The sequence below is a fragment of the Lewinella sp. IMCC34191 genome, assembly GCF_003390935.1.
Lineage (GTDB): Bacteria > Bacteroidota > Bacteroidia > Chitinophagales > Saprospiraceae > Neolewinella.
Window position 1 is genome coordinate 107,379 of record NZ_QNQZ01000010.1, and the last position, 14,793, is coordinate 122,171.

Genomic DNA, 14,793 nt, shown 5'->3' on the forward strand with positions numbered 1-14,793 from the left:
AGCGCACCTCTGTGAATACCTCCGTGCAAATCTGCGTCCTCCGTGGTGAACTTTAGCAATTAAGAACTACGGCGTAACCCGGTGCGAAATCTCCAGCCGCTCCCCCGGCGCCGTGATCGCGTTCAGCACCTCAAAGCGCAACTCGAAGCTGTCCAGTACCTCGCCCGTCATCACGTTGATGGTGGTACTTCCGTAAGCAGGGACGCGCACCAGTCCGAGATCGCTCTGCAGGGAATACTGGCCGATATTATCCAGTAAGTATTCGGCGCTGCTGTTATTCGTGATGGTCACTTCAGCTACCGAGGTATCATCTATGTACCGCGCCTCGGGGATATCCAGGCTGGCGCGCACCACGGCCCCGACATGCGCTTGCCGCCCGACGAGGGTATTCTCGAACCAGGCGACCGTACGGCCGGCAACCAACGCCTCCTTAATGGCTTCGGGGGTACGCTCCGCCGCCAGTACCAGGGTCACGGGCCGGTGCCCGCTCCCGGCGATATCGTACTGGTAATCCACCAGACCGTGGATATCCGAGGTCCCCATGATCGTGAGGTCGTTGTCCAGCGCAATTTGCAGGGCTTCCTCGCTAATGGTCAGGTCGTTCACCACCTCGATACCGTCCAGCAGATCGTTGGCGATCAGGTACTCGTGAAAGGGGGTGAGGGTGGCTACGCCGTCGGGGCGCTGAGCCGTCCAGTTCGGGTGGTTCCAGAAAGTGAAGGCCCCCTGCCGCTTGGCCTCCTCGAAGACGGCCAGGCTATCCTCGATCAGCAGGGCGTTAGCGTCCTGGATGAAGATGGCGTTGCTGTGGCCGGGCGGCATATGCCGGGTGATTTCCGCCCCCTGGATGACCAGCATATCCGTATTCGCCGCCGTTTCGGTCGCGATCTCGTGGCTCCGGTTGCGGTCGGGGTGCGGAATATCGTCGGCGTGGGGCTGGTACTCCAGGTGCTCGGTCATCGCTACCGCGTCTACGCTGTCCCGCAGCGCTTCCTGTATGCGAATATCCGGCCATACGCTCCCGTCACTGAATACGGTATGGATATGAAAATCACAGGCCAGCGTCAGGTATTCCTCCGTATCGGGAAAATCGATCACCCGCGTGTATTGGTGGGTATGCATTCGCCCGTTCCCGTGCGCGTGTTGCGCGCTCAATCCCAGGCTTACCGCCAACATGACTAATAATGTAAAAATTGATTGCATACCGTGTACTGATTTATTTGAGATTACCCAATCGGTGTCTTATGAATAACTTTCACCTGTGCTGCCAGCGACTCACCCTTTGCTAGTGCCTGCCGCTTCGCGCCGCTTAAGTAAATGATTTTCAACACAGATTAGGACGGATTTAGGGCACAGATGCGCACAGATTCTCTCGCTTCGCTCGGGAGCTACGCTCCCCTGATCTGTACCGCTCCATCTCCGCGGTATCCGTGCCTGAAAAATTGCCGCAGGCAACAAAAAAATCCGTGAGAATCCGTGCTCTAAATCCGTATAAATCTGTGTGAACCCCTTCCCACCAAGGTTGCCGAAGGCAGCCGCGAACCAAACTACCGATCATACCAAACTCTAGAATTAATATCATCCCCCCCGATCCGCTCCGCCGCCGCGCTATAATTCTCGGGGTTGACGGATTGCTCAATGCTCGGATACAACAGCCGCACCGGCACCGCACCGGCATTCACCGTTCCCGGGCCGGCGGAGATGAACGAGGGTAAGCCCGTCCGCTTCCAGTCAAACCAAGCCTCGGTCGTATTCTGCCAAAGACTCAGCCATTTCTGCCGGGCGATCAGCTCGCGGGCATTGGCATCGTCCCAGGCGGCTTCCCCGTCGAAGTAGTCGGTGGGAATAGGTACGCCCCATTGCTCGAAAGAGGCCCGGACGGCGGTGCGGTAATATTCCTGTTCGTCACCTTCAATTAACCTGCGCTCCGCCGCCTCCGCTAAAAGAAAATTCAGCTCGCTGACCGTCATGAATACGGCGTCCAGTTTGCCGGGCACGGCAAAGTAGCTGGTGTCTTTCGTACTAAAGACGTCCGGCCGGCCGATATCGCCCAGCGTTTGGCCGGGGTCCACGCCGCGGTATTCGGGGTAGCCGTTCGGATCCAGCCACTCCGCCAGCCGAGGGTCATCATAGTCCTGCAGCAGGCCCACGAGATGGGTCGTCGGGATCCGTAGGAAATAATCGTAGGTGCGTCCTACGGGAGCGGCAATGGGCGCCGCATTGGGCAGCACACCGGTGAAATCGTAGATGGCGTTGTCCCCATTATCCGCGAAGAGCGGATAGTTATCCGGGGCATCGACGATCGCCTGCAGCGTTGCACTGACGTCCATAGCTTCCGAAGCCCGCAGCAGGAGCCGCACCCGCAGGGAGTTAGCGAAGCGGCGCCACTTCCCCGTATCGCCCCCGTACAGATTATCGCCGGCAATGGTGGCTCCGGTAAACAGCGAATTGGCCCGGTCCAGGTCCTCCAGCAGCCCGGCGTAAATATCCTCCTGCCGGTCGTAGGCGGGGGCGAAAATGCCGTCGCTTTCCGCCCGCCCGGCCTCGGTGTACGGCACGTCGCCGTAGGCGTCCGTCAGGATCGAGAACATATACGCCTGCAGCGTCAACGCCACGGCTTCGTAGTCGGTCTGCCCCGTTGCGATCCCGTAGGCCTCGATGTCCTTGGCATCCTGGATCACCGCGTAGAGACTCCAAAAGCGCCCGTCGGCCGCCCACTGGTAGATGTCGATATCGTTGAATTCGTAGTTGGCGGCGTACTGGGCCACGACGTCACCGAAGTTCTGTACGTTGTTGACGTGATTGCTTGCCAGGTCGAAGGTGACCGTGCGCAGGAGCAGGTCACCCGTCACGCTTTCCGGCTCGTTGGGGTTGGTGTTGATCTCGTCGAAGTCATCGGTGCAGCCCGACAGGAAAGCCAGGACCAGTAGCAGCGGTAAGTAAGTTCGCATAGCGTAATTCTTTGGGCGGCGGAGCGCGGGTAAAAAGCTTAAAAGCCGAGGTTCAGCCGGAACCCGAAGGATTTGGTAGAGGGGAGTTGCGTGACCTCGAAGCCCGGCACCAGCGTACCCCCATTAAGGGCGAAGGCCTCCGGGTCGATGTTGGGCACGTCCGTCCAGAGGGCGACGTTCTGCCCCACAAAGGCAATACTGGCGTTGGCCACGCCGATGTTTTGCAGCCAGCGCTGGGGTAAGCGGTAACCGACGGTCACTTCCCGTAGCTTGGCGAAGCTCGCGTCGAAGCTGTTGGCCTCCACGTTGTCGCGACGGTAGTAACCACCGTAATACCAGGTTTCCGGAGCCACTACGGTGGTGTTCTCCACGAAGTTGCCGTCGTCGTCACGCATGACGCCGTCGCCCACCAGCCCCTCGGTCCGTCCGGGAAGGGAGTGCTGCAGCAGGCCGCTCTCCGCACCGATCGCGTTGGTGTAGGAGTATATGCGTCCGCCGCTGCGGATGTCGAGCAGGGCGTGGGCGAAGACGCCGCGGTAGCTCACGTCGGTAGCCATGCCCACCGTGAAGTCAGGGTTATAGTTTCCGATCGACTGCCGTTCCGTGGATACTTCCGGCAGCCCGTTCGTGCCGTAGATGACTTGACCGTCCTCCGTGCGGTTGAACACCTGACCGTAGATGTCCCCCATGCGTCCGCCTACACGGGCTTCTACCGTCGTACCATCGGGGCCGTTGGCGACGATGAAGGTTTCGATGCCGGGGGCCAGCGCGTTCACCACGCTGCGACTGCGGGTGAAGTTCACGTTGAGGTCCCAGCTGAATCCGTCGGGGTTACGGAACGGACTAATGCCCAGGGCCGCTTCCAGGCCATTGGTTTCGACCTCACCGGCGTTTACGACCGTCGAATTGAAGCCCGACGCCGGACTGATGCCCGCGCGGATGATCTGGTCGCTCGTGACGCTATTGTAGTAGGTAAAGTCGAAGCGCAGTCGCCGTTCTAAGAGTTCGGTGGTCAATCCGACTTCGTAGCTGTTGGTCCGCTCCGGCTTGAGTTCGGCATTGGGCAGCTCGGAGGGGCTGCTGACGGAATTCGGCAATGTCGCGAATTCGTAGGTCTTCACGAGGCTGAAGGCACGGGTATCGTTTCCTACCTGGGCGACATTGGCCCGCAGCTTCACGTAATCCACCGCCTCCCCCAGGTCGAAGATCTCCGAGGGCAGGAAGCTCAGCGAGGCGGACGGATAGAAGTAGCTGTTATTGGCTTCCGGCAGGGCGCTACTCCAGTCGTTGCGGGCGGTGACGTCCAGGTAGAGGAAATCGCGGTACCCCAGGTTAGCAAAGGCGTAGAGGCTGTTCACCCGCTTCGGCAGCAGGATGCGCCGCGTGGTGGGGTTCACGTTGATGTTCTGCAGGTTGTAGATGCCCGGCACGGCCAGGCCGCGCCCCTCGATGAAGTTCTCCCGGTATTCCTCCTCGCGCCGGTTGCCTCCCCCGCTGACTACGGCGCTGAAGTCTCCGAAGCGCTTGGTGTAGGTAAGCAGGAAGTCGAGGTTCGTTTCGCGGAAGTTCACGTTCTGCTCCCGGTACATCCCGTTGGCGTAGCGCTGGGCGCCTACCGGACGGCGACTCGTGCGCAGGTCGTCGAAGTAGTCGGTACCGCCGCGCAGCAGCAGGCTCAGCTCGGGGGTGAGTTGCGCCGTTGCCGAGATGCGGCCGAAGAGCCGGTCTTTCTCAAATCCGTTCAGGTTTTCATAGGCGATCAGGTAGGGGTTATCCGCCCAGGTGAAGATGTAGGTCTGCTCCCGGTCTTCGCCGCCCTCGGCCCAGTAGTCGCGGAACCAGTCCATGTCGGCGTTATTATAGTTCCACAGCAGGACGTACATCAGCCCCTGGCTGCCGTAGCCGGAGACCGGGACATTGTTGCTTCCACTATTGATGTAGTTGCCGCTCAGGTCGATGGTCAGCCAGTCGGCCGGCCGGTATTCGGTATTCAGGCTGATGGTGTGGCGGTCCAGGTCGGTATTCGGCACGATACCCTCGCTCTGGCTGTTGCCGTAGCTGAGGCGGAAGTTCCCCCGGTCGGACCCGCCATTGATGGCCAGCTGATTGGTCGTGGTGAAGCCGGTCTGGAAGAAGTCCGCGATGTCGTAGCGGCGGACGAAGGGTTGCTCACCGGGCTGCGGGGAGCCGTCCTGCTCGATCTGTAGTCCCTCTTCGAGCGACGGTCCGAAATTGGTCCCGAAGTCGGAGGCGTAGGCAAGACCCCAGCCACCGCCGTACTGCGTCTGCTGATCGGGCAAGACGAGCGGACTGCTCCAGGTGGTATTGCTGCTGAAGTTGATGCCCAGCCCTTTCTGTGTTTCGCCGCTCTTCGTGGTAATTAGCAAGACGCCATTGGCCGCCCGCGAACCGTACAGGGCCGAGGCCGCCGCACCCTTCAGCACGGAAACGGATGCGATGTCGGCCGGATTGATCTCGGCGGCGCCGTTGCCGTAGTCGCTGGGCAGGTCGCTCTGGCTCGTACTGCCCCCGCCTACGCCGTACACCTCGTTGTTGATGGGGATGCCATCCACCACGACCAGCGGGCCGTTCGCGTTGATGTTGAGGCTGTTCTCGCCGCGGATTACGACGCGGGAGCTACTCGTCAGTCCGTTACTGGCGTTGGTAACCGTCAGCCCTGCCACTTTACCGGACAGGCCGGAAAGCATATTGACGGGCCGGACCGCGTCGATCTCATCGCCGCTGACTTCTTCCACGGCATAACCGAGAGCCTTCTTTTCACGCTTCAATCCCAGAGCGGTGACCACCACTTCGTCCAGGTTGACCCCTTCACTCAAAGCGATGTCTACCTGACTGCGGCCGGCGAGGGCCACTTCCTGCAGTGCGTAGCCGACGTAGGTCATGATTAACGTAGCCTCACCGGTGCTCACCTCAAGACTGAAGTTTCCGTCGAGATCGGTCACCGTGCCGTTGGTGGTCCCCCGCTCCACCACGGAGACGCCGATCAGGGGGGTGCCGTCGGCCGCTTCGGTCACCTGTCCCGAGACGGTAAACTGGGCGTGCAGACCACCGGCGCTCAGCAGCAGGATTAAGACGAACAATTGGTGCAGCCAATGCCCGGGAATGGATGGGTGTTTCATATATGGTAGTAGCGAAAAGGCCGGAAGGGCGCAAGACCGCTTTCCGTTGGTGCCGCAAAAGTAAGGGCCTATGCTTGTTTGCCCCGGGGGCGCCCCATTAAGTTTTAGTGAAGTCCGGGGGCGGCGGCGCGCAGGTAAGATGGCCTTCAAAGAGCCGGAATCCCGAAAAAGAACGACAAACCCGGACCAATATATCCCGGATAGCATATAGCTATTGGCTCGAATCGGGTGGGAGGAAGTAGTCGAAAAAATTAATAAAAAGTAAATGTTAATGGGGCCGGGGGGGTGTACGCGCCCTTCTGCGTACCGGTTTTTAAAGGGTACACACCTATTTCGAACGGCAAGCGCGTATTCGTGCCCTTTCACCCAACACAGATTATTACTCACTTTTTGCTCACCGCGCCGCAAGGGCGTGCACAGACGCTATGCCCAGAGATAAGGCACACAGAAATAGGCTACGCTTCACCCGCAGTTTTTACGAACTTCACTACACTCACCATGAAGAATCTCCTCTCCCTGGTCACTGCCGCTTTGCTGCTGCTCCCATCCCTTGCCGCGGCCCAGGACGACGACTTTACCGAAGTCGACATCAATATCGATTCCATGATGCTTGCTTATCAGCAGCACATGGACAGCATCGAATCGAGCCTTACTTTTTATGCCGATACGACCGTACAATTGGGTGACGGGCTGGCCAGCCTGGACATCCCCCGCGGATACCGTTACATAAATGGTGCCGACGCCCAAACGGTCCTGGTAGATATGTGGGGAAATATGCCCGGTATTGCCGATGAATCTTACGGCATGCTATTTCCGGATAGTATGTCCGTCAACGACGAGGCCTGCTATGGCATACACATTTATTTCACCCAGGATGGCTACATCGACGACGAGGACGCCGAGGACATCGATTACGGTGAACTGCTGCAGCAGATGCGCAATGACACGGAAGAAGGCAATAAGCTTCGAGCCCAGGCCGGCTACGAAGCCATCGAGCTGATCGGCTGGGCACAGGCGCCCAGCTACGATGCCGTTAATAAGCGACTGCACTGGGCCAAGGAACTCTACTTCGAGGGCGAAGAAGGAAATACCCTCAATTACAATGTCCGCTTCCTCGGCCGCCGCGGCTACCTGACCATGAACGTCATCGGCAGCATCGAGGACCTGCCCCGCGTAAATGAAAACCTGGACGGTATCCTCACCAGCGTCAGCTACAACGAAGGGCACCGGTATGCGGATTTTTCCCCCGGCATTGACGAAGTGGCCGGCTACGGTATCGCCGCCCTGATTGCGGGCAAGGTGCTGGCCAAAACCGGGTTTCTGGCCGGGATTGGCATTTTCCTCCTGAAGGGGTGGAAGCTGATCATGGTGGCCATCGTCGCCGCAGGAGCCGGCATCAAGAAAATGATGGGTCAAAGCTAGCGTCGTCCGCCGACGTGGGTAGATAGCCCCCTGGTCCGCCCAGCCTCAGCTGGTCTGCCCAGGGGGCTATTTGCGTTGGGTCCCGCCCCTCGCTGCGCTCGGGTGCTTTCGGACCGGGAGGTCCTCAACTCGTGGCTTACCCCCGCCGCCGCTCCAGCAGGATCATCATCATCAGGCCCAGCATGATCCGGTCGTCGTCAGCCCCTTCGAAGGGACCTAATTTCTCGACGGTAAACTTGCGGCCCAGGAAGGATGCCTCCTTCGTGAGCCGGGCCATCTCCCGGCCCCGACGATCCGTAACGAGATAGGAGGGATTCAGAAAATAGCCGGTGAAGTAGCCCAGCACCGGGATTTCCCCGACCAACCCGTCCAGGACCTTCACCCATCCATTTTCCTCCTGGATCTTGAACTGGCCCTGGTCGTGGCCGTCGATAATCTCATACTCCGCTTTCCACAGGGAGCGCCAGCCCTTCCGCGCCACCTTCCCGAATTCCTTACCCTGCTCGTCGTAAAAAGCGTAGGCCGCTGACCAGTCGAGCCAGCGATCCGCCTGTATGTTGTAAATCACCCGGCTGCGTTGCTCGTCCGCGTAGATATCAATATTTTCTTTTAGCCTGAGCATCTTCTGCCGGACGTAAGCGACTACCCGACCGCTACTGTCTGTAGCGGTAAAGTCATTCGCCAGGGTCGTTACTTTGAAGGTGAAGGTGAGCGGGTAACGTAGGTGCTGCATACTTGTCGATTATCAATTGTCAAGATAAGCTGTGAACGCCCATCCCCTGTATCTATTCGACAAAGGACGACCGAGGCGCTACGGAAGCAGGCAGTGCATCTCTCCTATCCCGATGAAGCCACCGGCCAAAAAAATGGCCGGTACGGTGTACACCGTACCGGCCAGAGCCGATTAACTAAATAGTAGCGGAACTACTGTTTCACTACGCGAGAAGTGTAGAGACGATTGTTGTCACCGGTAATCCGGAGGTAGTAGACACCGGACGGCAGACCCGTCAGATCCATCTCGTTGTTGGTGCCGACGTAATGCGCCGCCCGACGACCGTAGCCGTCGTAAACCTTGATATCACGTACCCGGATATTGTCGATACGAATCGAGGTCGAGGTTGGGTTCGGATAAACCGAGATAGATACCGGGACGACTTCTCTGGTCGGCACAGTGGCCACCTGCATCACCGAAAGACAGAAGTTACCTCGTGTCGTATCTCCTGCGTCGATGAGGAGGGTGTACGTCTCCCCGACTTCGGTCCGGACCTCGATAAGTGGCATACTATCGGTTTCACTGTAGTTGTCACTCTGCCGGATCAACGAGTCCAGGCTACACGCGCCGGCGAAGAGTGCGGCCCGGGTGTCGGTTAGGGCACCGTCCTGATCGCAGTTGTCAGTCCGGATATGGTAGATGTTTCCGTCGCCGGTGAAGCGGTAGTAAATCGGGTGGTGCAGGGTATCGTTTCCAAAGTAGGCGATCAGCTCCTCATTGTCGAAGGTATCCATTCCGTAAGGCTGATTACTGAACGAACGGCTGTACTGTGCGACGTCCAGTTCGCCTCCGAGCAGGGTATCGATCTGCATTGCGGTAGCACAGGTGTCTCCGGCCAGTACGATTTCCACGCTATCCACAAGTGTACAGGCATTACCGTCGGTTACGGTGAGGGTATAGATACCTGCCGACAGTGCGGTTGCCGCGGCGCTTGACTGCTGGGGGTCGCTGTTCCACACGTACGTATACTCACCCACCCCGCCGGTTACCATGGCGGTCGCCGCTCCGTCACCCAGACCGTAGTCAGGTGTAGTTACGAAGTCAGCGGTAATCGCGGAGGGCTCGGTAATGGTCACCTCCGTTGAAACGAAGCAAGCATTCTTATCGGTTACGGTGACGGTATAGGTAGCGGCGGTTAAGCCTAAAACCTTTTCGGTGGTGGCTTCATTGGACCACTCGTAGGTGTAACTCCCGCTACCGCCTACGGCCGTGACGGATGCTTCACCGGTTGCCGCGCCGTTGCATAGTAGGTTGGCATCAACCGTGGCGTCGACCTGGAGAATATTGGGCTCGTTTATGGTAACGGAACTGGTTGCCGTACAACCGGAATCGTCGGTGACGGTAACCGTGTAGGTATCGGCTGGAACTTCCGCGAGGGTCATGGTAGTCGCACCATTGGACCAGAGATAGGTATACCCACCGGTACCGCCTGAACCATCCACGAATGCTTCCCCATCCGCCTTACCATTACACGAGGCATCACTCGTCCACCAGGCCTGTGCGGCAACGGCGGGGTTCGAGCCGATTGCCACGGTAGTGGTGGCGGTACATCCGTTGGCGTCGGTAACGGTGACCATGAAGGCGTTACCGGCGGTGGCGTTCGTTACGATGGCCGTTTCTTCGTTGTTGGCCCATTTGTAGGTGTAGGGAGGCGTACCGCCCTCGGCCATTACTTCCGCACTGCCGTCCGACCCTCCGGCGCAGGTGACCTTCCTGAGGAGGGTAGCGGTAGCCTGCAAGGGCGCATCCGGCTGCTTGATGACCACGGCCTTCGTGGCGGAACAAGAGTTTGCGTCCGTGACGCGTAGGGTATAGTTCCCCGCGGGCAGTCCGGAAACGCTGCTGCCCTCCAGGACTACGGGGTTACACTTCCCGACCGACTTATAGTAGACGGCGCAGGGATCGTTGTCATTCGTCCATTCGTACGTCAGGGGTTCCACTCCGGTTGCCTCGGCGGTGGCCGCGCCGTTTTCTTCCCCGTAACAGCTGACGTGCTGAACGGAAGTAATATTAATTGCTATGGCGGCGGGTTCGCTCACGGTTGCCGGAACGGTTACCTGACAGCCGTTAGCGTCCGTTACCATTAGGGTGTAATCGCCGGCCGCCAGGTTGGTTGGATTGGCCCCGCTTGCGGTGGTGGCGGATCCCCAATCGTAAGTATAGGGGGTGGTTCCGCCGGTCACTGTCGTCTCAAGTGCTCCGTTCGTACTACCGTTACAGCTGGCATCGGTGATGTCAATTAAAGCAGTCAGTGTTGGCTTTTCGGTGAGCCATACGGCACTTTCCGATGTGCACCCGTTGTCGTCGGTAACGGTGACGCCGTATTGGCCTTTCGGCAGATTCTCCACGCTGGCGGTAGTAGCGCCCGTGCTCCACAGATAGGTGTAGGGAAGCGTTCCCCCTTCCGGATTGACTTCCACGGAACCATCGTCACCATCGGCGCAGCTGACCATCCGTTTTTCTTTCGGATTGGCCTTCAGCATTTGGGGTTGCTTGATGTCAGCAAGAACCGTGGTTTCGCACTTGTTGGCGTCGGTCACGGTAACGACGTAACCTCCGGAACCGACATTCTCCACGGAAGCCGTGGTTTGTCCGCCGGGCCATGCATAGGTATAAGGAAGAGTACCCCCTTCGACGCTGATGGTGGCAGCGCCGTTCTGCCCGCCGGCACAGCTAACGTGGGTAATGTCTTTAGCGGTGCCAGTGAGTTCGGCAGGTTGCGCAATAGTTGCCGACGCGGTAGTTGTACAGGCATTTTTATCCTTTACGGTAACGCTGTACTCTCCTGGTTCAAGCTCGCTTATGTCCTTCGTAGTAGCGGATGTATTCCATTTGTAAGTATAGGGTGCCGTGCCGCCCGCTACGGTCAGATTCACTAAGCCGTTATTGCTTCCTCTGCAGGTAATGTCGGTACCCGATGCGGTAGCGGAAAGTGCTTCGCTGGGTTCTTTGATGGTAAAAGGTCGACTTGCGGTGCAGCCGTTCCCGTCCGTTATCGTGACGTAGTACGTGTCCTTTTTCAGATTGCTGATGGACGGCGTCGTGGCTCCCGTCGACCATTTGTAGGTGTACGCGCCGGTTCCTCCCTTGCCAGCTACGCCGGCCGAACCGTTGTCGTTGCCCAGGCAGGTAATGTCGGTCTTATGCGTCACGTCGATGGTTAACTGGGAAGGCTGCGGTACGGTTACCGTTGTAGAAGCCGTCAGGCCGGCCCCATCTTTGACCGAAACGTCGAACGTGCCGGCCGGTACGCCGGTCAGGGTATTTTGATCGTTCGAGGTGGTTTCGGTGGTCGTTATACCGCCCATGGAGTAGGTTACGGTGTAGGGCGGCGTACCGTTTGAAAACAGGCCGGATACTACGCCATCAGCACCCCCAAAACAGCTTACGTTTTGGTCAACTGTTACCTCGATTTTAAAGTCGGGTGCGGACGCGCTGGTACCACTGCCTTCGAGTGCGGTAAGTGTATAGCCCTCCGCGCTAACCCAGGATCCAGAAGCGAAATCGGGGGGATTTGGGCCTGCATCAAGCGATGAGGTAGCTATATTAAAGTAACCTCCCAAGCCCGAATCTGCATTTAAAATCCAAATACCAGCCCAATACTCAATAAAATGAGTATAATTACTGCTCGAATAAAGGTTTTTTTGATTACCACCCGCGGTAGTAAGGCTGGCAGTTACCTCCCGCCCATTCTCAATGGAATAAGCTACATCAATAGTTAAATCCTGCGAATGGAGCGCGGGAGAAAGAAATAGTAGTAGGGGCAATAGCGCCCACAGTAGGTAACGGTGCTTCATGGGAGAAATTGAGGTCGAAAAGGGTGTTGCTGACACCCTGGCCCCCGCAGGCCCATCCGTATACGTTCCGAGAAATAGTACGCAACGCGGCCGAAGTGATGGCCGCCGGTTGCCGGACAGGTGATTGTGCGGGTTTAGGTGTTATAATTTATCGAACGTGTTTATATGACGAATAAAACAATTTCCTATTGTGATACTACCTTGCTTAATTATGCCTTTGTTCCGGGGCACCAGCATTAGATTTTCGGCGACGACCGGAATACACCCCTGGTTGATCTAACTATTTGCCCGTTATGCCTTTTATTTTTTCATATCGCCGGCGGCGAATTAAACCTTAGGGAACAAACAAAGCCGGCCCGGAGAATTCTCCGGGCCGGCTCCTTATAACGTATGCCTGATATACCTACCGCTTCACGACGCGGGATATATATAGCTTGTTATTTACGTCGGTGACCTGCAGGGTGTACACGCCGGTCGGTAAACTGCCCAGGTCTACTTCATTAGCGGTCGCTTGCAGTTGCAGTACCCGGCGGCCGTAGGAGTCACTTACGGTAACCCGCCGCGCTTCGATATTGTCGTACCGTACTCTTCCGCCCGTGGGGTTGGGATAAACGCGGAGGACACTTGGCGCTACCCGACGGACCGGAACCGTAGCCATCTGGGTCACCGAGAGGCAGAAGGTACCTCGCGTGGTGTCACCAGCGTCTACGAGTAGCGTGTATTCTACGCCTTCCTCGGTCTGAATTTCGATGAGCGGCATCGAGTCCGTCTCACTGTAATTATCGCTGCGACGGATCATGGAATCGAGGCTACAGGCTCCGGCAAAAAGTGCCGCGCGGGTGTCGGTAAGCGCATTGTCGCCGTTGCAGTCGGCGGTCCGGATATGGTAGATGTTGCCGTCACCGGTGAACCGATAGTAGACCGGATGGAACAGGGTATCGTTGCCGAAGTAGGCCGTTAGCTCGTCGTTGGAGAGGGTGTCCATTTGGTAAGCCGCATTACCGTAAGAACGGCTGTACTGCATCATATCGAGCTCCCCATTAAAGAGCGTATCGATGAGCATGGCATTAGCGCAACTATCCCCTAAGGCTCGTACCAAAACGGAGTCGGAGTACGAACAGCTGTTTTCGTCGGTGACGGTGACAGTGTACTGGCCTCCCATCAGATCGGTCACCTCGGCGGTGGTTTGGGCAGGATCCGTGGTCCATGTGTAGGTGTAACTTCCGGTGCCGCCCATCGCGGTGGCCTTGGCGGTTCCGTCGCTATAGCCATTATCCTGTGTGGCATCCACCTCAAGCGTCAGGGCGGGAGGTTCGCTTATGGTCACCTTGGAGGTAATAAAACAGTCATCGCTGTCGGTGGCCGTCACCGTGTACTCGCCGGCCGCCAGTTCGGTCACCGCGGGGGTCGTAGCGCCCGTTGACCAGGCGTAGGTAACGGGTTCGGCGGCGTTCTCCACGGTCAGGGTAGCCGCTCCGTCGGTGCCGCCTTGACAGGTTACGTCGGCATCAACGGCGAGCGTAGCGGTCGGGCCCCCAAGTGGAGTAAGAACGAGGGATCCCGACACGGTACAGTTGTTATCGTCGGTTATCGTGACACTATAGGTATCCGCCGGGACACCCATAAGGAAGGATTCCGTCGAACCGTTCGACCAGAGGTACCGGTAGCTTGTTCCCTGGGGCCCGCCGGTAGCCGTCGAGCTGATGATGCCATCGTCTTTGCCGTTACAGCTAGGATTGTTTTGAACGTAAAGACCGGCATCCAGTGAGGACGGGTGTTTAACCATTATAGCCGCCGTGGCGGTGGATTGACATCCGTCGGTTACCGTTACCCGGTAGTTTCCAGCTGGAACATCCGTGAGGTTGGCCGTGGTGGCTCCGTTCGACCATTGGTAAGCATAGGGCTCACTACCCCCCTCGACCACGATGGTGGCTTTACCATTCGATTGGCCGTTGCAGGCCACATCCGTAGCCTGCGCGCTGGTAATTGCCAGGGCCTGAGCGTCGACGATAGTAGCCGATAGTATCACCTTGCCGATATCCGAGTCCGTAATCGTTACGGAATAGTCGCCGGGGGCTAAATTCTTAAGGGTGTCCTGTGAGACGTTTTTAGTTATCGTACCGTCCGACCAAGTGAATTTATAAGGCGGGCGACCGTTCCCAATGGCAACGGCTACCCGTCCATCGGTCTGGCCGGCACAACCGATATCCCGTTTTGTGAAGGTATCCGTTTGTAACAGCTTATAAGTACCCGACCCGGCAAGTACGCCGAGTATGTAACCTGGAATTTCAGGCTGCCAATTACCACTCGATAAATCCGGCGGGTTACTTCTCGATTTATAATTACTGTAGAAGTATATCTGGCTGTTGTGACCACGGATCACCCATTGTTGTCTGCCGTTATCCCAGGTAACACCAGCCACGATGGGGTCGCTGACGTATCCGTTTTTACCGCCGACTATACGATGGGTATGGAGGGCGTAGGTATGCTCGACTCCGCCATTGTCGGTATATACCAAATCAACGATATTCCCTTTTTGGGCGGATAGGAATTGGAGCGAAACGAAAAAGAAAACTACACCGAGTGCGTAAATGTGTTTCATGAGAGTAATTTGGGAAGCGCGGATGGCCGAAACCCATATAACCAAGGTCTTGGGAGAGCCATGATCTGAGCAACAGATCGCAAAGCCGAAAACGTAAGTGTTTATTCAA

7 protein-coding genes are annotated in these 14,793 nt (G+C 57.6%); 1 reads left to right on the top strand and 6 read right to left on the bottom strand.

Going from position 1 to position 14,793, the window contains the following annotated elements; all coding sequences use genetic code 11:
* Window positions 1-66 precede the first annotated feature (66 nt).
* The 3 genes from DRW39_RS17965 to DRW39_RS17975 all read right to left on the bottom strand — a co-directional run bounded on the left by DRW39_RS17965 (window position 67) and on the right by DRW39_RS17975 (window position 6,091).
* Window positions 67-1,203: an Sb-PDE family phosphodiesterase gene (locus DRW39_RS17965; RefSeq protein ID WP_116108464.1), complete on the bottom strand. Its 1,137-nt coding sequence runs from the start codon at window positions 1,201-1,203 to the stop codon at window positions 67-69.
* A 344-nt stretch (window positions 1,204-1,547) separates the two neighbouring features.
* Window positions 1,548-2,951 carry a SusD/RagB family nutrient-binding outer membrane lipoprotein gene (locus tag DRW39_RS17970; protein ID WP_116108465.1) on the bottom strand — a complete coding sequence of 468 codons (1,404 nt, stop codon included), beginning with the start codon at window positions 2,949-2,951 and terminating at the stop codon, window positions 1,548-1,550.
* A 38-nt stretch (window positions 2,952-2,989) separates the two neighbouring features.
* A complete protein-coding gene (locus tag DRW39_RS17975; protein WP_157976203.1) occupies window positions 2,990-6,091 on the bottom strand; it encodes a SusC/RagA family TonB-linked outer membrane protein in 3,102 nt (1,033 codons plus the stop codon).
* Between the two features lie 498 nt (window positions 6,092-6,589).
* On the opposite strand from DRW39_RS17975, the gene DRW39_RS17980 reads away from it, so the two are divergent.
* Window positions 6,590-7,513, top strand: coding sequence for a DUF2167 domain-containing protein (locus DRW39_RS17980; protein ID WP_116108467.1), 924 nt, complete (start codon window positions 6,590-6,592; stop codon window positions 7,511-7,513).
* A 136-nt stretch (window positions 7,514-7,649) separates the two neighbouring features.
* On the opposite strand, the gene DRW39_RS17985 is transcribed toward DRW39_RS17980, so the two are convergent.
* The 3 genes from DRW39_RS17985 to DRW39_RS17995 form a co-directional block, all read right to left on the bottom strand.
* Window positions 7,650-8,246, bottom strand: a complete 597-nt coding sequence (locus tag DRW39_RS17985; protein ID WP_116108468.1) for a hypothetical protein — start codon at window positions 8,244-8,246, stop codon at window positions 7,650-7,652.
* Window positions 8,247-8,437: 191 nt separating this feature from the next.
* Window positions 8,438-11,593 carry a T9SS type A sorting domain-containing protein gene (locus tag DRW39_RS17990; protein ID WP_198664935.1) on the bottom strand — a complete coding sequence of 1,052 codons (3,156 nt, stop codon included), beginning with the start codon at window positions 11,591-11,593 and terminating at the stop codon, window positions 8,438-8,440.
* A gap of 892 nt (window positions 11,594-12,485) precedes the next feature.
* Window positions 12,486-14,684 (bottom strand): T9SS type A sorting domain-containing protein, encoded by a 2,199-nt coding sequence (locus DRW39_RS17995; protein WP_116108470.1) that lies wholly within the window; start codon window positions 14,682-14,684, stop codon window positions 12,486-12,488.
* Between the last annotated feature and the right edge of the window lie 109 nt (window positions 14,685-14,793).

Excerpts from the sequence above, each read along its gene's own strand:
- DRW39_RS17985 (WP_116108468.1), bottom strand. The coding sequence starts at position 8,246 with ATGCAGCACCTACGTTACCCGCTCACCTTCACCTTCAAAGTAACGACC.
- DRW39_RS17990 (WP_198664935.1), bottom strand. The coding sequence starts at position 11,593 with ATGGGCGGTATAACGACCACCGAAACCACCTCGAACGATCAAAATACC.
- DRW39_RS17965 (WP_116108464.1), bottom strand. The coding sequence starts at position 1,203 with ATGCAATCAATTTTTACATTATTAGTCATGTTGGCGGTAAGCCTGGGA.
- DRW39_RS17980 (WP_116108467.1), top strand. The coding sequence starts at position 6,590 with ATGAAGAATCTCCTCTCCCTGGTCACTGCCGCTTTGCTGCTGCTCCCA.
- DRW39_RS17975 (WP_157976203.1), bottom strand. The coding sequence starts at position 6,091 with ATGAAACACCCATCCATTCCCGGGCATTGGCTGCACCAATTGTTCGTC.
- DRW39_RS17970 (WP_116108465.1), bottom strand. The coding sequence starts at position 2,951 with ATGCGAACTTACTTACCGCTGCTACTGGTCCTGGCTTTCCTGTCGGGC.
- DRW39_RS17995 (WP_116108470.1), bottom strand. The coding sequence starts at position 14,684 with ATGAAACACATTTACGCACTCGGTGTAGTTTTCTTTTTCGTTTCGCTC.